At 40.6% G+C, this 20,104-nt stretch carries 18 protein-coding genes, 1 tRNA gene and 1 pseudogene; 14 read left to right on the top strand and 6 right to left on the bottom strand.

The annotated features are described in order from the left end of the window. The first annotated feature begins 9 nt into the window (after positions 1-9). From BN1356_RS11160 to BN1356_RS11140, 5 genes and pseudogenes are all read left to right on the top strand, one after another. Positions 10-453, top strand: coding sequence for a DUF1366 domain-containing protein (locus BN1356_RS11160; RefSeq protein ID WP_093649508.1), 444 nt, complete (start codon positions 10-12; stop codon positions 451-453). After that, the gene (locus BN1356_RS11155) at positions 434-652 is read left to right on the top strand and encodes a hypothetical protein (protein ID WP_093649506.1); all 219 of its coding nucleotides are present in this window, start codon (positions 434-436) and stop codon (positions 650-652) included. Before BN1356_RS11160 ends, BN1356_RS11155 begins: the two co-directional genes overlap by 20 nt. A gap of 3 nt (positions 653-655) precedes the next feature. Continuing rightward, positions 656-934: a DUF7365 family protein gene (locus BN1356_RS11150; protein WP_077323269.1), complete on the top strand. Its 279-nt coding sequence runs from the start codon at positions 656-658 to the stop codon at positions 932-934. Between the two features lie 4 nt (positions 935-938). Further along, complete coding sequence (locus BN1356_RS11145) at positions 939-1,166, top strand: phage holin (protein WP_077323270.1); 228 nt, start codon at positions 939-941, stop codon at positions 1,164-1,166. 128 nt (positions 1,167-1,294) lie between these two features. Next, positions 1,295-1,555, top strand: a pseudogene (locus BN1356_RS11140) (peptidoglycan amidohydrolase family protein); the annotation flags it as partial. Between the two features lie 92 nt (positions 1,556-1,647). Here the strand turns inward: BN1356_RS11140 and BN1356_RS11135 are convergent. The 5 genes from BN1356_RS11135 to BN1356_RS11115 all read right to left on the bottom strand — a co-directional run bounded on the left by BN1356_RS11135 (position 1,648) and on the right by BN1356_RS11115 (position 6,574). Next, positions 1,648-1,718: transfer RNA gene (locus tag BN1356_RS11135), tRNA-Cys, on the bottom strand. A 170-nt stretch (positions 1,719-1,888) separates the two neighbouring features. After that, the gene (locus tag BN1356_RS11130) at positions 1,889-3,604 is read right to left on the bottom strand and encodes an ABC transporter permease/substrate binding protein (RefSeq protein WP_093651464.1); all 1,716 of its coding nucleotides are present in this window, start codon (positions 3,602-3,604) and stop codon (positions 1,889-1,891) included. A gap of 9 nt (positions 3,605-3,613) precedes the next feature. Then, entirely contained in the window at positions 3,614-4,807 is a 1,194-nt protein-coding gene (locus BN1356_RS11125) for a quaternary amine ABC transporter ATP-binding protein (protein WP_093651463.1), read from the bottom strand. Between the two features lie 99 nt (positions 4,808-4,906). After that, positions 4,907-5,527: a GntR family transcriptional regulator gene (locus BN1356_RS11120; RefSeq protein ID WP_093651462.1), complete on the bottom strand. Its 621-nt coding sequence runs from the start codon at positions 5,525-5,527 to the stop codon at positions 4,907-4,909. Beyond that, positions 5,528-6,574, bottom strand: a complete 1,047-nt coding sequence (locus BN1356_RS11115) for a DUF389 domain-containing protein (RefSeq protein ID WP_093651461.1) — start codon at positions 6,572-6,574, stop codon at positions 5,528-5,530. It abuts the gene before it with no gap. A gap of 469 nt (positions 6,575-7,043) precedes the next feature. Here BN1356_RS11115 and BN1356_RS11110 point away from each other — a divergent pair, with 469 nt between their 5' ends. The 4 genes from BN1356_RS11110 to BN1356_RS11095 all read left to right on the top strand — a co-directional run bounded on the left by BN1356_RS11110 (position 7,044) and on the right by BN1356_RS11095 (position 13,610). Continuing rightward, positions 7,044-9,764, top strand: coding sequence for a cation-translocating P-type ATPase (locus BN1356_RS11110; protein WP_093651460.1), 2,721 nt, complete (start codon positions 7,044-7,046; stop codon positions 9,762-9,764). Positions 9,765-10,222: 458 nt separating this feature from the next. Next, a complete protein-coding gene (gene rpsB / locus BN1356_RS11105; protein WP_093651459.1) occupies positions 10,223-10,999 on the top strand; it encodes a 30S ribosomal protein S2 in 777 nt (258 codons plus the stop codon). A gap of 347 nt (positions 11,000-11,346) precedes the next feature. After that, the gene (tsf, locus tag BN1356_RS11100) at positions 11,347-12,387 is read left to right on the top strand and encodes a translation elongation factor Ts (protein ID WP_093651458.1); all 1,041 of its coding nucleotides are present in this window, start codon (positions 11,347-11,349) and stop codon (positions 12,385-12,387) included. A gap of 68 nt (positions 12,388-12,455) precedes the next feature. Then, positions 12,456-13,610, top strand: coding sequence for an MFS transporter (locus BN1356_RS11095; RefSeq protein ID WP_093651457.1), 1,155 nt, complete (start codon positions 12,456-12,458; stop codon positions 13,608-13,610). Positions 13,611-13,692: 82 nt separating this feature from the next. On the opposite strand, the gene BN1356_RS11090 is transcribed toward BN1356_RS11095, so the two are convergent. Continuing rightward, positions 13,693-14,052 (bottom strand): DUF6568 family protein, encoded by a 360-nt coding sequence (locus tag BN1356_RS11090; RefSeq protein ID WP_093651456.1) that lies wholly within the window; start codon positions 14,050-14,052, stop codon positions 13,693-13,695. Positions 14,053-14,203: 151 nt separating this feature from the next. Here BN1356_RS11090 and BN1356_RS11085 point away from each other — a divergent pair, with 151 nt between their 5' ends. The 5 genes from BN1356_RS11085 to BN1356_RS11065 all read left to right on the top strand — a co-directional run bounded on the left by BN1356_RS11085 (position 14,204) and on the right by BN1356_RS11065 (position 19,932). After that, the gene (locus tag BN1356_RS11085) at positions 14,204-14,662 is read left to right on the top strand and encodes a CtsR family transcriptional regulator (RefSeq protein WP_093651455.1); all 459 of its coding nucleotides are present in this window, start codon (positions 14,204-14,206) and stop codon (positions 14,660-14,662) included. A gap of 1 nt (position 14,663) precedes the next feature. Further along, complete coding sequence (locus BN1356_RS11080) at positions 14,664-17,117, top strand: ATP-dependent Clp protease ATP-binding subunit (protein WP_093651454.1); 2,454 nt, start codon at positions 14,664-14,666, stop codon at positions 17,115-17,117. Beyond that, positions 17,114-17,632 (top strand): GNAT family N-acetyltransferase, encoded by a 519-nt coding sequence (locus BN1356_RS11075; RefSeq protein ID WP_093651453.1) that lies wholly within the window; start codon positions 17,114-17,116, stop codon positions 17,630-17,632. The genes BN1356_RS11080 and BN1356_RS11075 overlap by 4 nt, the downstream gene beginning before the upstream one ends. A gap of 141 nt (positions 17,633-17,773) precedes the next feature. Continuing rightward, the gene (locus BN1356_RS11070; RefSeq protein ID WP_093651452.1) at positions 17,774-19,087 is read left to right on the top strand and encodes a trypsin-like peptidase domain-containing protein; all 1,314 of its coding nucleotides are present in this window, start codon (positions 17,774-17,776) and stop codon (positions 19,085-19,087) included. Between the two features lie 8 nt (positions 19,088-19,095). Then, the gene (locus BN1356_RS11065) at positions 19,096-19,932 is read left to right on the top strand and encodes a hypothetical protein (RefSeq protein ID WP_093651451.1); all 837 of its coding nucleotides are present in this window, start codon (positions 19,096-19,098) and stop codon (positions 19,930-19,932) included. Positions 19,933-20,104 lie beyond the last annotated feature (172 nt).

Raw genomic sequence — 20,104 nt, 5'->3', positions numbered from 1 at the left:
GGAAATGCTATGAAATTTGAATATGGTTCAAAATCACAAGAATATGACGCTAGTGGTTCAGCGTCCACCACCAAAGTTACGTTAATCAATGCAGATGGGGCAATAGTCCCTATTTTTTTATCTCCTGATAAGATTGCTTTATCCAATACGGAGCTTTTTGAACTTGCTCTTGAGGTTATCTATCAAGAGAATTTCCCACAGCGTGCTGAAAATGAGAAGTTCAATGAGATTGGTGCAAAAATCGCCAAGTATGATGAACTGATTGAGAAGTCACAAAAGGCAATTGAAGACTTGGAGCAAGCGACAAGAGAAGCTAAACAAGGAACTATCAAGAATGAGCAGGCAGTAAACAACGCTGTATCTGAACTGACAGAGCTTGTGATGGGGGTTCTTGCTAATTTTGCACCAGTCGATAATGTGGAGGAGGTAGAAGATGAAGGACCTACTGAGTAACCTTGTTTTAGGTACAGCTTTAATCAAGAAAGGAAATTTTACAATGAAATTCACTAAAAAACATCAAATCGTTAAATCATGGGTAGCCCTTGTTGTTGCTGGCACTTACACAGTTGAACAGGTACCAAAACTTTTCAACTTACGTGATGTAGTAATCGAGGTGTTATCAGAGCAGACCACTGAGCCAAAGGGGGAGTAATATTTGAGACCTGAATACCAAGCGCTGATTACTCTCGTAGGGTTCATCATTACAGTTTATGGCTTTTATAATGTGCTGAAAGCTAAAAGTATTGAGCAAGCTACAAAAATCAATACTCTTGAGCTTAAAATCTCATTTTTGGAGCAGACCATCAAAGACCATACACGGCGGCTAGATGACCATGATAAACAAAATCAGGCGTTAGTAGCTATGACTGAACAGATGAAGAACCTGACAGAAGATGTCAGAGAACTAAAAACAATGATTAAGGAAAGGAATTAAATTCATGAAACTTAATTGGAAACTACGCTTTAAGAACAAGGCGACTTTGACGGCCATTGTCGCAACAGCTCTTTTACTAGCCCAACAGCTAGGCTTGAAGTTGCCTGACAATATCAATGACGTAGCCAATACAGCTCTTACATTGCTTGTCTTGCTTGGAGTTGTGTCTGACCCTACTACAGCTGGGGTATCAGACTCAGACAGAGCAATGACCTACACTGAACCTAAATAGGAGGCATAGCATGAGGAAATTAGGGAAAATTATCTTGATAATTGCAGGGGTACTATCGCTAGTACCTCTTTCTTTTTTACTCCTCATGCTTTCCCCTTTTATTCAATTATTTCTAAAGGAGGAAGACAATGGCAGTAAATATTGAAGTATCTATTGCCTGGATGACATCACGAGCTGGAAAAGTGCCCTACTCAATGGGCTACAGAAACGGACCAGGTTCTTATGATTGCTCTAGCTCTGTTTACTATGCCTTGATGTCAGCTGGAGCAATTACAGCAGGCTGGGCAGTAAATACTGAGTATCAGCATGATTGGCTCATCAAGAATGGTTATAAGCTCATTGCAGAAAACAAAGACTGGGACGCTAAGCGTGGTGATGTCTTTATTTTCAAAGTTAGCCTGAATTAACCTAACGGGAAATCAAAAAAGCCTGTAAAATCAGGCTTTTCATTCGGTTAATTCCTGTTAATTCAGGTACTGAAAGGCGGTAGACGGATTTGAACCGACGATCAAGCTTTTGCAGAGCCGTGCCTTACCACTTGGCTATACCGCCATAACAAAAACTATTCTATCGTAAATTTGGCCGTTGGTCAAGTAGAAATTTTTTAGGCAGTATCTAAAAAGGTGCATTTTTTCTTTTTGTTCTCTTGGAAAAATAATGGTCAAAAAAAGCTAACAAACAGTAAGGACTGTCTGCTAGCTTCATTGTTAGTTACACAATGGTTATTTTAACCATTCATCTACCTTATTTGCATTTAATTCAATCCACTCTTTGGCAGCTTGACTTGGACTTTGTCCTTCTGAAATGGCTAACATGACGGATTGTAGGTCTGTTGGTGTCCATGAGAAGGCATTGATAATATCATAGGCTTCTTTATGGTCTGCTTCTAACCCTTTACGAGCGATGGTATGGATGGATTCCTCTCCACCGAAGATGTTGTTGGGATCATCCAAGAGCACTAAGTCATACTTAGCAAACATCCAGTGTGGCATCCAAGCAGTGATCACGATTTCTTCTCGGTTGCGCAAGGCCTGTTCCAGGGAAGTAATCATGGCACCTGTAGAAGAAGTAGTCAAGGTCCAGTTAGACAGGTTAGAGTAGCTGTCTAGGGCCTCTTCTGTTCTGGCCATAATCCCTGCACCGGGCTCAATTCCGATGATTTGTCGTTGAGCTTGGTTGTTCAATTCTGCAATGCTCTTGATATTCATATAAGCAGGAACAGCCAAACCAAGCTTTGTTCCGTCCATGTTTGAACCGAGGTCGTCTAAGTTATTGCTGTACTGGGCATATTGACCTTGGTGAGTGGTTGGGAGCCAAGCTGAAACGGAAGCATCGGCGTTCCCTTCAGCGACGGCTTTCCAAGCAACTGCGTTGTCCAAAGGTACCAAGGATACGTCATAACCTTGAGATTTGAGAACTTCTGCCAAAACATTGGTAGAGGCCACTTCAGAATCCCATTCCACATAAGCAAGAGTAATTTGATCCTTTTGCTCTGTTTGCGCTTGTAAGAACAAATTGGTAAAGCCTGTCAGTAGGAAAGAAACCAACAATACTGGAGCCAAGAATTTTCTCCACGGGCTCATTTTTTGCATCTGTTTCTTTGGTTTGTTGGCAAACTGCGTAAAGCGGTCAATAATAATCGCCAAGACAACCAGGGCTAAACCAGATACGAAACCAGCACCAATTTCGGCATGTTGGAGGGCTGATAAGACTCCGTTACCCAGTCCAGGGGCACCAATCATTGAGGCTGTAACCACCATAGATAAGGCCAACATGATGGTTTGATTGACACCGGCCATAATGGTATTTTTGGCTAAAGGAAGCTCAACCTTGATTAACTTTTGTTTGTCTGTCGAACCGAAGGACTCTGCAGCTTCAATTAATTCAGCTGGAATTTCACGAATCCCTAAGTTTGTAAAGCGTACGGTTGGTGGTAGGGCGAAAATAACAGAGGCGAAGACCCCAGGTACCATACCGATACCAAAGAAGGCAACCGCTGGAATCAGGTAAACGAAGGCTGGCATGGTCTGCATGAAGTCCAAGATTGGATTGATAATCTGCTTAGCACGCTCGCTTTTGGCCATCCAGATTCCTAAGGGCACTCCAATAATAATGGAGATGATACTGGCCAGAAGAACCAGGGTAAAGGTGTTAATCATTCCTGACCAGAGGCCTTGGTTATAGATATATAGTAGACCCAAGGCAGTCAGAATGGTAAAACTTTTCTTTTTCTCGGATATGATAAAGGCCAGTAAGGTGATGATGACCAATAAAATGAGTGGGTGGATAAAGGATAAAGTATCTGAGACAAAATCCATTATTGTACTTCCAGAGGATTGGACGGCTCTGAAAAACCCTGCTAAATTTTCGGTTACCCAATCGATCGATTTGTCGACAAGATTAGCAACCGGTAAACTGTTTTGTAAAAAATTTTCCACGTTTCTCTCCTATTCTGTTGATTCAATTCCTTGTTTGGTCAAGGCTTCGATGACACGCCCCTTGATTAAAACACCCACTAAGCGTTCTTGATCCAGGACGGCAATCGGTGCGCCTGAATCGTGAATAAGTGGAAGGATATCCTCTAACAAGGTATCTTTTTGAACCGTGCGAATACCTGTATCGATATAATCGACTAAACTATGCTGTCTCATATTGGCTTTAAAGGCTGCATCAGCAGTCAAAACGCCCAAGAGTTTACGTTGACGGTTGGTTGCCAGAAGCATACTCACTTCTTCGGTATCCATGCGTTTCAAGGCAACCTTAGGACCATCGATATCCACATTGGTCGTAATCGGTTTGATCATGATGTTTTGTGCTGTCAAGACCTTAGAACGATCGACATCTTCCACGAACTCGCTCACAAAATCATTGGCAGGATTGGTCAGAATTTCTTCACCGCTACCGATTTGGACAATTTTACCATCCTTCATCAAGGCAATACGGTCACCAATTCGAAGAGCTTCGTTTAAGTCATGTGTAATAAAGATAATGGTTTTATGAACTTTTTCCTGAAGGTCTAGCAATTCATCCTGCATTTCTTTACGAATCAATGGATCGAGGGCTGAAAAGGCCTCGTCCATGAGTAGAATATCAGGATTGTTGGCTAAGGCACGAGCCAATCCAACACGCTGTTGCATTCCGCCGGATAGTTGATCAGGATATTGGTCTTTAAAGGCCAAGAGAGAAGAGTTATCCAGAGCTTGTTCTGCCAATCTTTGGCGTTCAGCCTTTTCAATACCTCGTACTTCGAGGCCGTATTCTGTATTTTCAAGAATCGTTTTGTGAGGGAAGAGCCCAAACTTCTGGAAAACCATGTTAACAGAATGTCTTCTAATGTGTCGTAGTTCTTCCTTGTTCATCTTGGCGATGTCTTGGTTATCGATCAAGATGCTACCGTCTGTCGGATTGATGAGGCGGTTAATGAGACGAACTAAGGTTGACTTCCCACTACCAGAAAGACCCATAATCACAAAGATCTCTCCCTCTTTTACATCAAAACTAGCATCATAGACCCCGACGGTACAGCCAGTTTTTTCCAAAATCTCTGTTTTGCTTTTGCCGGCTTGCACCATTTCAAGTGCTTGTTTTCTTTTTTTACCAAATATCTTGGTAACATTTTTAACTTCTAATATCTTATCCATATTTCCTCCTTAAAAGTGAACACATTTTATTTTAACATATATGGTCACTTTAGAGAATTAAAAAGACGTAACAAATATTACGTCTTGTTTTCAGAAATGTTACAGAAAAAGGTTTTTCATTCTTGAATAGGTTAATTCATCTCCTACAAAGAAGATTCGGTCGCCTTTTTCGAGCATGGCATAGGGGCCAGGAGACAACATTAGTTCCTCTTGTCTTTCGATACCAATCAAGGTTGCACCTGTTTCCTGCCAGAGATTTAGCTCCTTTAACTGACGACCCAGATAGTCACTGTCTTGACTTAAGACCAACTGAAAAGGTTCAAAAGGGAAGCGATTGTTAATATCTCTTGTTTGAGCCAGGATGTTAGTGACCGTTTTTGAGATACCATCCAAATCCTTCTTTTGTTGGAGGATTTGGTCTTCCAATTCCTTTTTTAGTTCGAGTAGAGAGTTGGTTGCGTGGTATTTGCTCAGAAAGATTGCAGCATTTTCTCTAGATAGAACCCGTACTCCACTACCATGTTTTACTTCAACGATATCTAAATCGACCAGAATAGTGATGGCTTTGCGGGCTGTTTCAGGAGAAACATTAAAATTACTGGAGAGTGTGGTTCGAGATTTAATCTTCTCACCGATAGCGTATTTGCCCTCTACAATTTGTCTGGCTAGGGCTACTGCGACCTGCTGGTAGCGCGCTCCTTTTTGTGAAATCTTGTCCATTTAGTCTTTTACTACCTCCACCTCATCTTGGATTTGTTCATTGTTTGTATTGTTCTGCATCAATTTACTATCAATATATTGTTCAATGTACTGATAAAATTTTTGGTCGTCTACTCCTGAGGCAGCAACTTGGTTGATTTTTACCTGAAGAGATTCCAGTCCAAAGTCTTTTTGATTGGAGGTAATTTCCTCTATTTCTTCCTGAGAAAGTTCTTCTCCCATAATCGTTACTTCTAATAAGTTGGTTTTCTTATGATAAATCTTACTAAGGACCGTGTGTGTTGGAAACTGGTCTGTCACAAATTGACTCATCGCTTCCCGTTGCGTGTAATCAAGGACTAAGCTCCCTGCTGAGAAGATACTAGGGATGGTGAGAAGGACAAAGAGAGAGACGAAACCAATTTTCATGCGAGAACTAATCTGGCTCAAATCAATGGAGGCATTTTTATGGCGCATCAAGTGAGAACCAATAAAGGTTACTAACATAATAAAGGCCGCATTGAGTAAAAAGAGATAGCTGGCACCGATGATGTATTGGAGATTACCATAAACAATTCCATAACCGACTGTACAAATGGGGGGCATAAGGGCTGTTGCGATAGCGACCCCAGGCACGATATTATTGGCCTCTTTCTTACGGGAACCGATGACACCAGCAATCCCCCCGGCGATAGCAATCATGACATCCCATATATTTGGAGAAGTTCTGGCAATCAACTCCGCACTGGCAAGAGAGATAGGAGATAGATAAAAGTACACAATCGATACCAATAAGCTGATCCCAATCTCTGTGGTCAATAATCGAAATGATTTTTTGATGAGATGAAAATCATAAATAGAAAATCCCAAACCCATCCCCACAATCGGTAACATCAGGGGAGAGATCAGCATGGCTCCGATTAGCACGACTGAGTTATTTAAATTTAGACCAATGCAGGCTATGAAAATAGCACACATCAAAATAACCAGGTCTCTTTTTTCTAGTTTTGTGTCGGATAAAATTTTATCTCGAAACTCTAAGGTTGAATAAAAAGGTCTTGCATCCATTCAAATGAACTCCAATCTCATTTAATACCTTTAGCAAGGCTATAACGGTTTAAAAATTATAAAAAGCTTTCTGACATTATAACATGAAAGAAAAAAATTGACAGCTTTATCGTGGCGTGGTGCTTTAGTCATTTAGGCAGTAAATACTTCCGAAATACCAATGATGCAAAAGCAGTAGCAATCGAGTTGTTTAAATATTAGCAGAAACGGGGGAGTAAAAATGAATAATATGCAAAAAATTAATTAAGAACAGGAGGGGAAGAGGGATAAATTTAAATGTAAAAAGAGATATATTTTATTGCATGCAGGCAATGATTTTTCTTGTGGGATTTCACTTTTTGGAATCAAATTTTTAGATCGGTAAAGACTCCCTCTTTACAAGCTAGGTCTGCTTCAAAAGCTTATGCTAGAAAAAATATTCTAAAAATGGTATAATAACCATATATCACATTTTAGAAGGAGAAATTGTTTGAAAAAAGTTTACCAGAAATCACTAGAAGAAGTCTATCAGAATCTTGGTTCTTCGGAACAAGGTTTAGATGATCGCGCCGTTAAAGAGAGACAAGAAAAATATGGACTTAATGAGTTGGTCGAATCAGAGGGTCTGACACCTTGGCAAATTCTTTGGCATAATATCAATAATATCATTGTCTATCTGTTGACAGCTGTTAGTATTATCTCTCTTTTTATGAATGAATACGTTGAGGCAATGGCAGTTTTTGTCGCTCTTCTTATTGCAGTTCTAACAGGCTTCTTTGTTGAGATGAAAGCACAAGCTTCTGTGAACGCCTTGCAGAACATGATTTTTACCACCATGAAAGTGCGTCGGAACGGTGATTTAAAAGAAATCATGTCCTCAGAAATCGTACCTGGTGATATCATCGTTTTAGAGGAAGGGGATGCCATCGCAGCGGATGCCCGTCTTATTTCAGCTACAAACTTTGCAGTTATCGAAGCTGCTCTGACCGGTGAGTCAGAAGCTGTTGAGAAGAGTCCTACTGATGATTTTGACCAAGATCTGGCCATCGGAGACCGGACCAATATGGTCTTCTCTGGTACAGCGGTTGCTAGGGGTAATGCTCTGGCCCTTGTTACTGGAACAGGTATGGAAACAGAAGTTGGTCAGATTTCAGCTCTTATTGATAACGGACAAGTTTCGTCATCACCTTTAGATATTGAATTGAAGAAACTGGGAAGAATCCTGATCTTCGTAGCCTTTCTAGCGGCCTTGATTGTTGTCTTGGTTGGCTTTATGACAGGACAAGATTTGATTCATGTTGCCCATATTGCGATTATTTTAGCCGTTGCCGCTATTCCAGAGGCCTTGCCGGCTGTATCGACCATCACTCTTTCCCGTGGGATGAAAATCATGTCCGATCACAAGGCCTTGGTTAAGAGTTTGTCCGCAGTAGAGACCCTGGGGTCAACTACCGTCATTGCCAGTGATAAGACAGGTACCTTGACGGAAAACCAGATGACAGCAGAAATGGTCTACTTACCTGAGGATCAAGTGGTGGCGATTTCAGGAACAGGTTACCAGCCAGAAGGTGACTTTACCATTGATGGCGAAAAACAGGACAGTGATTTCCAATTAACCCTGGACCAACCTAGCGAGCATGACGCCCTTACTCGCTTTGTCTTAAATGGACTCTTGGCTTCCAATGCTCAGTTGCGCCAAGCGGATGAACAGAGTGAAGACAATGACAAGGTTGAGTATGAAATCATTGGTGACCCAACAGAGGGAGCCTTGGTTGTACTGGCTGCTAAAGCCGGTTTAACAAGACCAGTAATCGATCAGAGTCAGTGGGAAAAAGTTGCTGAAGTTCCATTTAGTTCAGAGAAAAAATACATGGTTGTCCATTATGAAGGTCCACAGAATCGTGTGATTGTAAAAGGGGCACCAGATGTCTTAATGAGAATGTTTGTGTCTGACAAGCAAGAAGAAAACTACTGGTCAGATCAGAACGAAGAAATTGCTGGTAAAGGGATGCGGGTCTTGGCAGTAGCCTCCCTTGACCTAGATGCATCACAATCTGTTCAAGGTGATTTGGATGACTTTGTGTCGAGCCACAAAGAGAACTTTGTTTTAGATGGTTTGGTTGGTATTGTTGACCCACCAAGACAAGATGTCAAAGAAGCTGTTCGTTTAACTCAGGGAGCAGGTATTCAGGTTAAGATGATTACAGGTGACCATCCTAAGACGGCCTCTATCATCGCCCAACAAATTGGTATTGAAAATGCCGAGAACACTATGACTGGTTTAGAAATTGACAAAGCTGTCAATCAACCAGATTTTGCTGAAAAAGTACAAGAAACAGCGGTATTTGCGCGTGTTTCTCCTGAAAATAAACTACAAATTGTCCAAGCCTTACAGGGTCAAGATGAGGTAGTTGCCATGACAGGAGATGGTGTCAATGACGCTCCAGCCTTAAATGGTGCTGAAATTGGTGTTGCCATGGGAATTCGTGGTACGGAAGTAGCTAAAGAATCATCGGATATGATTTTGACAGATGACCGTTTCTCAACCATTGTTGACGCTGTCGAAATCGGTCGAATCATTTTCGCCAATATCAAAAAATATGTAGCTTTCCTCTTCTCATGTAATATGGTTGAAATTTTGACCGTTTTGATGACTTTCGTCTTCATTTTACCGATGCCTATCCAAGCTTTGCATATCCTCTTCTTGAACTTGGTCATTGATATTGGCCCAGCCTTGGCCCTAGCCTTTGAAAGTTCGGAAGAAGACATTATGAACAAGCCTCCTCGCGATGCCAAGGGCGGACTTGTTAGCAAGAAATTCCTCAGCCAAATTATCGTAAACGGTGCCTTGATTGCCATTGCCAGCTTTATTGTCTTTAATATCGCCTACACGAATGAAGCAAGTTTAGAATACGCTCAAACAGCAACCTTTACCTTTATGGCTATGGCACAATTGTTCCACGTCTTTAATATCCGGAAAGAAAAAGGTTTTGGGATTGATAAGAGTCTCTTCCAAAATAAGATTTTGCTCCTGGCTCTAGCTATTTCCTTTACTTTCCAGTTAGCTGTCGTCTATCTTCCGTTTTGGAATAATATTTTGGACACACAACCATTAACTGCCTTCACATGGGGTTATATGACCATTGCATTGTTGATTACCACTGCCTTGGTCTATGTTTCTAACAAACTGATGCGTCGTTATTTTAACTAAGAAGCAAGGGGAATTTCCAAGAACCTAGCAGATTTCTTTGTTACTAATAAATGAGACAAATAGAAGTAGTTCCTTACAATAAGGGCTGCTTCTTTGTTTTACAGGGTTGCTTAGTCAGACTCTTTGAAAATCAGAATGTGACATTCCTATCTACTACCAAGTATGCTAGCCCATCTATTTTGATTTCCCTTAAGTAGAATGGCTATTTCCAGTAACTTTGACCTTCGAATCCTCTCATTAGAAGATGAAAGTTTGGAGGAAACTGCTCTTGTCGCATATTATTTACCGCTGGCTTGAAAAAATCATCAAATGACTTGTAAAAGGGATGAATTTTTGTTATACTATTTAAGTTGTGAAAACAACAAATACTCATTTCAAATCCATTGTGGGGCTGTTGCCTACGGGTTGCTTTGCAAGTTGAAGTTTGGAAGAGGAAAAAACAAAAAGGAGAAATACTCATGGCAGTAATTTCAATGAAACAACTTCTTGAGGCGGGTGTGCACTTTGGTCACCAAACTCGTCGCTGGAACCCTAAGATGGCGAAATACATCTTCACAGAGCGTAACGGTATCCACGTCATCGACCTTCAACAAACTGTAAAATTGGCTGACCAAGCTTACGACTTTATTCGTGATGCAGCAGCTAACGAAGCGGTTATCTTGTTTGTAGGTACGAAAAAACAAGCTGCTGAGGCTGTTAAAGACGAAGCTATCCGCGCTGGTCAATACTTCATCAACCACCGTTGGTTGGGTGGTACTCTTACTAACTGGGGTACAATCCAAAAACGTATCGCTCGTTTGAAAGAAATCAAACGCATGGAAGAAGAAGGAACTTTCGAAGTTCTTCCTAAGAAAGAAGTTGCCTTGTTGAACAAACAACGCGCTCGTCTTGAAAAATTCTTGGGCGGTATCGAAGACATGCCACGCATCCCAGACGTAATGTACGTTGTTGACCCACATAAAGAGCAAATCGCTGTTAAAGAAGCTAAAAAATTGGGCATCCCAGTTGTAGCGATGGTTGACACAAACACTGATCCAGATGACATCGATGTGATCATCCCAGCTAACGATGACGCTATCCGCGCTGTTAAATTGATTACAGCTAAAATGGCTGACGCTATCATCGAAGGCAACCAAGGTGAAGATAACGTTGCAGCTGTAGAAGCTGAAATGGCTGAAGAAGCAGCATCAACTGAATCAATCGAAGAATTGGTTGAAGTTGTCGAAGGTAAATAATAAGTAACTAAGGACGGTAAAAAATCCAATTGAAAATAGGAAACTGACACCGTGTGCTTGCACACAAGGAAGTTTATCTTTTTCAGCAGGATTTTAGTCCGAGTACAATTTATAAGTAACTAAGAGCGCCCAAAGGCAACAGGATTTTAGGAGCTTGACAGCAAATCCTGATTTGCTAGACAAGCTATCTAAATCCCGAAGCCTTTAGCTCGTGTACAATTACAAGTAACTAAGAGCTCATTGCTCACTTACAATTTAAAAAACACCTAAGGGGCGGGGCTGAGCCCTGCCCCTTATTTTATAGAAAAGATCAGGCGACTGGTCAAAAAATTTTGGAGGAAAAACTCATGGCAGAAATTACAGCAAAACTTGTTAAAGAATTGCGTGAAAAATCAGGTGCTGGCGTTATGGACGCTAAGAAAGCCTTGGTTGAAACTGACGGTGACATCGAAAAGGCGATTGAATTACTTCGCGAAAAAGGTATGGCTAAGGCAGCTAAAAAAGCTGACCGCGTTGCTGCAGAAGGCTTGACTGGTGTCTATGTAAATGGTAACGTAGCTGCGGTAGTTGAAGTAAACGCCGAAACAGACTTTGTTGCGAAAAACGCTCAATTTGTTGATTTGGTAAACCAAACAGCTAAAGTCATTGCAGAAGGTAAACCAGCTAACAACGAAGAGGCACTTGCTTTGACAATGCCTTCAGGTGAAACTTTGGAAGCAGCTTATGTCAATGCAACTGCAACTATCGGTGAGAAAATTTCATTCCGTCGATTTGCTTTGATCGAAAAAGCAGATGATCAACATTTTGGTGCTTACCAACATAACGGCGGTCGTATTGGTGTTATCTCTGTTGTTGAAGGTGGCGATGATGCCCTTGCGAAACAAGTATCTATGCATATTGCAGCCATGAAACCAACCGTTCTTTCATACACTGAATTGAACGAACAGTTTGTTAAAGATGAATTGGCTCAACTCAACCATGCTATCGAGCAAGACAATGAATCGCGTGCAATGGTTGATAAACCAGCTCTTCCATTCTTGGAATACGGTTCAAAAGCTCAATTGACTCCTGAAATCATCGCAGCAGCTGAAGAAAATATCAAAGCTGAATTGGCGGCAGAAGGTAAACCAGAAAAAATCTGGGATAAAATTCTTCCAGGTAAAATGGATCGCTTCATGCTTGACAATACTAAAGTTGACCAAGCTTACACTCTTCTTGCACAAGTGTACATCATGGACGATAGCAAAACAGTTGAAGCTTACCTTGATAGCGTAAACGCTAAAGCTATTGAATTCGCTCGTTTTGAAGTTGGTGAAGGTATCGAGAAGAAAGCTAATGACTTCGAATCAGAAGTAGCTGCTACAATGGCAGCAGCTTTGAACAACTAAATAACTAAAAAGAAAATCGTAGACAGTACGATTTTCTTTTTATGACATCCTCCAATAAAGGAAATAACATGAAACAAATAAAGGGGCTGAAAATTGCCTTACTCTCTACTTCGCTTTTTATTATGTCGCACCTAGCGATTGCACCAGCTATACCTGATCTCTATACATTTTATCATGCTAAAGATCCATCAATTACCCTTGTTTCTGTAGAAACATTGGTCACTATTCCAGCGATGATGATTCTATTGGCTGTTATTTTTAGTAATCTACTAATTGCTAAGATTGGCAAGAAAAAAACAGTTGAACTGGGCTTGTCATTGATTTTTTTATCTGGACTTCTATCCTTTTTTGCGACAAATTTTCAACTAGTCTTTATTGGTCGCTTACTTTTGGGTTTTGGGATTGGAATTTACAACCCTTTATCCATTAGCATGATTAGTGATTATTTCGACAAAGAGAGTCGTTCAGCAATGATTGGTATGCGGACAGCTACTCTCAATATTGGTAAGACCCTAACAACGTTTTTAGTAGGTTATGCTTTGCTATTAGGAACCCGATATATTTTCTTAATTTATATACTCGTTTTACCAGTCTTATTTCTCTTTCATTATTTTGTGATAGATATACCCGTTCAAGAAAAGCGTCTAACAAAAGTAGTTGTCTTCGATCAAGAAGCGGTTCTATGGATGCTCATTACCCTCTTGATTGGGATTGCCTATATTGGTGCAACCATTAAAATCCCAACGTTACTGGTCAATCATTATGCCTATAATCAGTTTGATGCCAGCCGTCTTTTAGTAGTTTTAGCCTTTAGCGGTATTCTTCTGGGGCTTGTCTTTGGAACCATTAGTAAAGTGATGAAAAGTTACACCTTGCCCCTCATGTTGCTTTTGATGGCTCTTGGGAATCTTCTCTTTGTTTTTGGGAATCATCTTCCATTATTTTATCTTGGAGCCATACTCATTGGAGCTAGTTTTGTAGGAGGAATGTCGGCTATTTTTGATGGGATGGCTATCCATTATCCCAAAGAACAGTTGACATTCGTGACCAGTATGGCGATTACAGCTGGTAATATTGGTGTCATTGTATCGCCCCTCATCCTAACCAAGCTGGTTGCTCGACTCTCTTGGGAAATGTTTGTTACTCCTTTTTACATTACAGCTGGTGCCATGTTCTTAAGTTTAGTCTTCTTTCTGTTTTTAAGGAAAAAGGAGATATCCTAAAGTATTTGATAAGATAAAAAATGACTGATTGGAGGCTTCATTCATCAGTCATTTTTACTTGAATTTGCTTTTAAAACGATTTTTATTCTGTAATAAAATTTTGGATTTCCTCTTCTGTCATCGATGAGTCGCAACGAACAGCAACACCATCTGCCTTAGCCTGCAGGAAACCAGGAACAGTTGGCACACCATAATCTTGGCGAAGCTGGGCGACTTCTTGAGCAGAGTAGGCTGGGTTTTGCGTATGGAGGAAGTAAACGGTCCACTTTTCCCGCTTCGCAAGTGCTGCCAATTTCGGAGCAAAGAGACGACAGTAAGGACAAGACTCTCTCCCTAAAAATAGGATAGCTCCGTCTTTGGTCTCCAAAAGTCGACGGGCTTCTTTAGGTGAAACCGCCTGAAAGTATTGGATATCCTCTTCAAACGTATTCTTAAAAAACATATTTTCTCCTTGCTTATTAGATAGTGTTAGTATAATGATTTTCTCTTTTAAAAGCAAGCATTTGCTCAGTTTGCTAGATGGCAATTTCTTGTAAAATACCCCTTGGAATGCTATAATAGTCAATAATAGTCAGTAAGAAAGGGATGCTAATATGGTCATGAAAAATACTTCCGATTATATTGAAGAACATATCAAATCCATTCTAGAAAGAGTTAGTGTGGCAGAGCTCAAACGTTCAGAGTTAGCCAGTCGGTTTGAAGTGGTACCTAGTCAGATTAACTATGTCATTAAGACACGGTTTACAGCCAGTCGTGGCTATATTGTAGAGAGTAAACGTGGTGGTGGTGGCTACATCCGTATCGGTCGCATCACCTTCTCAGATAAGCATGAGCTGATCTATGATCTTTTGCAAAATATGGGAGAAGAATTATCTTGGCCAGTTTATTCGGATATTTTACAGCTCCTTTTTGATGAGAACTTAATGACAGAAAGAGAAGGCAATTTGACCCTGGCAATGGGAACGGATGATAGTTTGGGTGCAGATGCCAACAGGATTCGAGCTCGTATGATGAGACAGATTTTGAGAAGATTAGACAGAAAAGAGGACTAGAATGAAATTTTCCAGCGGATTAAGTCGGGTATTTGAGGATGCTAAACTGATTGCCCAACGTTATGACTGCCCTTATTTGGAAAGCTGGCATATTCTGCTTTCCTTTGTTGTCAACCATGACACAGTTGCAGGCTCGGCTTTGATGGAGTTTCCGGCAGATATTGATGATTTTGAGCAAGCTACGTTTGCTGTTACCGAACGCGAATACCGTGAGGAAATACAGCTAACAACTATTTTACCTGCCTCAAAACGCTTGTTGGAAGTTGAAGAAATGGCAGAGAAGATTGCTGATATTACTAAGTCTAAGAGTCTTGGAACAGAGCATGTCTTTTTAGCCATGTTGTTAGATCGTCGCTCAGTAGCCGCTCAGATTTTGGATAAGGTTGGTTTTCGTTTAGAGGGTTCAGAAGATAGTTTACGATACATCGATGTTCGCAAGAGTTTGGAGGTCAAGGCTGGATTTTCTAAGGAAGAATTAAAAGCTGTTCGAAACTTGCTTAAGGGGAATGCTGGGAAAAGTCCATCCATGGCTAGTATGATGGGAGGCATGCCTCAAGCTCAGAGTGGTGGTTTGGAGGACTATTCTAGAGACTTAACGGCTCAAGCTAGATCTGGACTCTTGGAACCGGTCATCGGTCGAGAGAAAGAAATTTCCCGTATGGTTCAGATTATTTCCCGTAAAACAAAAAACAATCCTGTTCTGGTTGGAGATGCGGGTGTTGGGAAGACTGCCCTTGCTCTCGGGCTGGCACAAAGGGTTGCTGCAGGTCAGGTTCCAGCTAGTTTAGCTGGTATGCGTGTTTTGGAACTGGATTTGATGAGTGTGGTAGCGGGTACTCGCTTTCGTGGTGATTTTGAAGAACGGATGAATAATATCATCAATGATATTGAAGAAGATGGGCAGGTTATCCTTTTTATTGATGAACTGCATACGATAATGGGTTCAGGCTCTGGTATTGATTCGACCATGGACGCGGCAAATATTTTGAAGCCGGCTCTTTCCCGAGGGAGTCTCCATATGGTGGGCGCAACGACACAAGAAGAATACCAAAAGCATATTGAAAAAGACGCAGCCCTTGTTCGTCGTTTTGCAAAGGTAACAATCGAAGAGCCTAATGTAGAGGATTCTATTGCTATCTTGCGTGGCCTGAAAGCTGCTTATGAACAATACCACCGAGTGACCATTTCTGATGAGGCTATTGTGACGGCAGTGACCTATGCCAAGCGTTACCTGACGAGCAAAAATTTACCAGATTCCGCTATTGATTTATTGGATGAAGCCAGTGCCACTGTGCAGAATGCTTCAAAAGTAGCGGTGAAAGAAGAAAAAGATCGGTTAGAAGAAGCGCTTCTGAACAAACAGTACAAAAAATTGGGAGAGTTGATTCGCCAGTCTGAGGATGAGCAAGATGAGACACCTGCTTATCCCCTCAAGGTGACATCAGATGCTATTCTAGATACTCTTAGTCGTTTATCCGGTATACCTCTTACCAAGCTGACCAAGACAGACGCCAAGAAGTATCTCAATCTAGAAGCTGACTTGCATAAACGAGTCATTGGACAAAATGAGGCTATCTCAGCTGTTAGCAGGGCTATTCGCCGTAATCAGTCTGGCATTCGCACTGGCAAACGGCCTATCGGATCCTTCATGTTCTTGGGTCCGACGGGTGTCGGAAAGACCGAGTTAGCGAAGGCCTTGGCTCAAGTTCTCTTTGATGATGAGTCAGCTCTCATTCGTTTTGATATGTCTGAGTATATGGAAAAATTTGCAGCTATTCGCCTCAATGGCGCCCCTCCAGGCTATGTGGGTTATGAAGAGGGTGGTGAGCTGACAGAAAAAGTCCGAAACAAACCCTACTCTGTTCTTCTCTTTGATGAGGTGGAAAAAGCCCATCCAGATATTTTCAATGTTCTCTTGCAGGTTTTAGACGACGGGGTGTTAACGGATAGTAAAGGACGTAAAATCGACTTCTCCAATACCCTCATTATCATGACGTCTAACTTGGGGGCGACCGCTTTACGAGACGATAAGACCGTTGGCTTTGGAGCTCTTGATGTTTCTCGTAGTCAGGAACATGTGGAAAAGCGCATCTTAGAGGAGTTGAAAAAAGCTTACCGTCCTGAATTTATTAATCGTATTGATGAGAAGGTTGTCTTCCATAGTTTGTCTAACGAAGACATGCAGGAAGTTGTCAAGGTTATGATCAAACCACTCTTAGCCATTATGGCTGAGAAAGGAATGAATCTGAAGTTTCAAGCTTCGGCCCTCAAACTTTTGGCCAAGGAAGGATATGATCCCGATATGGGGGCTAGACCGTTGTGTAGGTTGATTCAGACTAAGGTAGAGGATCGCTTGGCAGAAATGCTCTTGCGTCAGGAAATCCAAGCTGGTCAGATCTTGAAAATTGGAGTGTCTGCTGGTCAACTCAAATTTACGGTGGAGGACAAGACATGATACAGTTACTTAAAATTGGTTTAGAGAGCGTGGAGGACTTAAGGGACATTTCTTGTGAGACCTACTATGATACCTTTAAGGATTCTATTGTGAATCCGGACGATATGGATAATTTTTTAAGGGATGCCTACAGTCTTGAGACCTTGAGTCAGGAATTGGAAAATCCAGAATCCGAATTTTTCTTTCTCTATGCTGATAAACGTTTGGTGGGCTATCTCAAACTCAATGTAGGTGCTGCTCAAACGGAAGCGGATGTCGCGGAAAATACCTTGGAAATTCAACGGATTTATGTTCGACCTAGTGAGAAACGTCAGGGATTTGGCACCATCCTCATGGATTTTGCCATGAAACACGCCAAGGAAGCTGGCTATGACTCGGTTTGGCTGGGTGTCTGGGAGCATAATGATGCAGCGCAGGCCTTCTATAAAGAACACGGTTTCATCCGCGTAGGAGAACATGTCTACTGGACAGGCAATCAAGCGGATACCGACCATATTTTATTGAAAGAAATTTAAGGATTTGTCTTTTTCAAATCCTTTTTTACTTGTTTGACTGAACATAGAGCTGAACATAGAACTGAACATAGAAGATAAAGTTTCAAAGCACTTATTGAAAACGCCTTCAAAATGTGATAAAATAATAGATAGGAGGACTATATGAAAAAAATTTTATTTATTTGTTTAACTATTTTAAGTATTGTTTCTTTAATAGGAATAAATGCGAAAGCAGATGATTTTGAAACAGATAAAATAGTTTTAAAAGATTTAGCTGAAAGTTTCTTGCTGGTAGATGATGGGGAAATACCTGCAGACGTAATTCCGCCATCAGACACTTTTCCCAATATACCGGTAGATGCTTCAGATATTGAACCATCCACAATTTTTGGAAGAGATGATAGAGTTAATGTATATGATACTAATAGGGATCCATATCGGAAAGTAGTCTTTATAATCTCGTATTTTAAGAATGGGACTCCTAACGGTGGTACTGGCGTTCTTGTTGCACCCAATAAAGTTTTAACAGCTGCTCATATTATCAGAAAAACAGATACAAATGAATGGGCTGAGTATGTTGCAGTTTTTCCTGGTAGAAACAGAGATTATTATCCATATGGAGGTTTAACTGGAACAAATTTCCATGTTTTTTCAAGCTATAAAAACAATACTGCCAGTAGTTATACTAATGAAAAAATGAATGATGATTTAGCCGTGGTTTCTTTGCCGTACTCGTTTCCTTCAAGTGTAGGTTTTTTACCAATTGTAAATAATGTTCAAGCACAACAACGAGTAGCAACGATAGGTTATCCAGGGAGTGATAGAATAGAAGATGTCGGCAAAATTGGTGGTATGTATGTTGTTTCTGGACCAATCATGAATATAGAAGATAAAATAATTCGATACCAAATGGATACTACACCAGGTCACAGTGGGGGTCCTGTTTTAAATAACAGTAACCAGATTGTTGCAATTAATGTTGCCGAGAATCAGAGTCGCAATATTGCTCGTCGTTTAAATAATGAGGGGATTTCATTAGTCAATGCAGGACTTCAGAATGCTACTTCAGGTAATGGTATTTCAAATCTCATAGCGACACATCGACTATATAATATTGGAGAGAAATATCATTTTTATACTTCAGGTTCTAATGAAAAAGATGCATTGGTGCGAATGGGTTGGAAATATGAAGGCATTGCGTGGAGAACCGATACCGGCGGTGCCTCAGTCTATCGTTTGTATAATTCAGGTACTCGTCGACACCTATATACAACGAGCTTAAATGAAAAAGACACTTTGGTAATCCGAGGTTGGAACTATGAAGGAATTGTTTGGAATTCAATGGGTAATAAAAATGTTTATCGCTTATATAATTCAGTTCTAAAAGTTCATCTATATACTATGGATGAAAATGAAAAAAATGTTTTATCAACACGTGGTTGGAACTATGAAGGTATTGCTTGGAAAGTAGAATAGGAGAGATTATGAAGAAAATTTCTGTTATAACAATTATCCTATCGGTAATTACTTTAATATTTGTAAGTTCAATGAAAGTTAAAGCCGAGGAAACAAATTATTATACATATAACAATGGGGTGGCTTATCTGGATGAAAAGACTGTACCTCAAAGTAAAATTGCAATTGCAAGTACCGGTCAAATCATCCCTCTTCAAGATAGTATCATCCGGGATTCTCGCTATGCTTTCATTTATAAAGTTTCTGATAGTTCGATTCTAACTGTAGATGCGAAAGGGAATTGGCAAGCATTAAAACCGGGAGTTGTTACGTTAACCATTCGAGTCCCTGAAAGAGATGAGGTGGTCGACTTTGAAGAAGAGTTGAACAATTTAGGGGTTTCTAGAGCTTCAGTCGAACCAACGGTTGCATATGCACCTAAGGTATTCACTATAAACGTGTTAGCTAATCAGCTACATCCGGTTTATCGTCTCTATCAATCCGGTCTTAAGACACATATTTATACGAGCGATGGAAATGAAAGGGATACTTTAATGACTCGTGGGTGGAATTTTGAGGGGACAGCTTGGTCAACTCGATCTGTGGGGGGTCAAAGTATTTACCGACTCTATCATCCGGGATTAAAAGTTCACCATTATACGATGGATACTAATGAATATAATGTGTTGGGAGAAAGAGGTTGGAATCAAGAAGGGATAGCTTATCAATCTACTGGAACTAAACCTATCTATCGACTGTATAATAATGGAGTAAAAAAACACCTTTACACAATGGATGAAAATGAAAAAAATGTGTTGTCGAATCGTGGTTGGAAATATGAAGGAATTGCCTGGATGGTTGAGTAGAATAGTCTGTGGCATCCATATTTCTACTGTATAGGAAATCAAGCAGATACCGACCATATCTTACTGAAAGAAATTTAAAATACCGAATTTAAGAGCTGGGGAAACCCAGCTTTTTAAATCGAGTGCTTGTAATCGCTTCCAACATATGGTATAATGAGTTACTAAAGAAAAG

Origin of the sequence: Streptococcus varani, from assembly GCF_001375655.1 — a bacterium.
Classification (GTDB): Bacteria; Bacillota; Bacilli; order Lactobacillales; family Streptococcaceae; genus Streptococcus; species Streptococcus varani.
This window is presented reverse-complemented; position numbering and strand designations above follow the sequence as displayed.

Bases quoted from the DNA above. Each gene is read 5' to 3' on its own strand.
- BN1356_RS11065 (WP_093651451.1), top strand. From the start codon at position 19,096: ATGAAGAAAATTTCTGTTATAACAATTATCCTATCGGTAATTACTTTA.
- BN1356_RS11085 (WP_093651455.1), top strand. From the start codon at position 14,204: ATGGTCATGAAAAATACTTCCGATTATATTGAAGAACATATCAAATCC.
- BN1356_RS11120 (WP_093651462.1), bottom strand. From the start codon at position 5,527: ATGGACAAGATTTCACAAAAAGGAGCGCGCTACCAGCAGGTCGCAGTA.
- BN1356_RS11160 (WP_093649508.1), top strand. From the start codon at position 10: ATGAAATTTGAATATGGTTCAAAATCACAAGAATATGACGCTAGTGGT.
- BN1356_RS11095 (WP_093651457.1), top strand. From the start codon at position 12,456: ATGAAACAAATAAAGGGGCTGAAAATTGCCTTACTCTCTACTTCGCTT.
- tsf (WP_093651458.1), top strand. From the start codon at position 11,347: ATGGCAGAAATTACAGCAAAACTTGTTAAAGAATTGCGTGAAAAATCA.
- BN1356_RS11125 (WP_093651463.1), bottom strand. From the start codon at position 4,807: ATGGATAAGATATTAGAAGTTAAAAATGTTACCAAGATATTTGGTAAA.
- rpsB (WP_093651459.1), top strand. From the start codon at position 10,223: ATGGCAGTAATTTCAATGAAACAACTTCTTGAGGCGGGTGTGCACTTT.
- BN1356_RS11070 (WP_093651452.1), top strand. From the start codon at position 17,774: ATGAAAAAAATTTTATTTATTTGTTTAACTATTTTAAGTATTGTTTCT.
- BN1356_RS11145 (WP_077323270.1), top strand. From the start codon at position 939: ATGAAACTTAATTGGAAACTACGCTTTAAGAACAAGGCGACTTTGACG.
- BN1356_RS11155 (WP_093649506.1), top strand. From the start codon at position 434: ATGAAGGACCTACTGAGTAACCTTGTTTTAGGTACAGCTTTAATCAAG.
- BN1356_RS11115 (WP_093651461.1), bottom strand. From the start codon at position 6,574: ATGGATGCAAGACCTTTTTATTCAACCTTAGAGTTTCGAGATAAAATT.
- BN1356_RS11090 (WP_093651456.1), bottom strand. From the start codon at position 14,052: ATGTTTTTTAAGAATACGTTTGAAGAGGATATCCAATACTTTCAGGCG.
- BN1356_RS11080 (WP_093651454.1), top strand. From the start codon at position 14,664: ATGAAATTTTCCAGCGGATTAAGTCGGGTATTTGAGGATGCTAAACTG.
- BN1356_RS11075 (WP_093651453.1), top strand. From the start codon at position 17,114: ATGATACAGTTACTTAAAATTGGTTTAGAGAGCGTGGAGGACTTAAGG.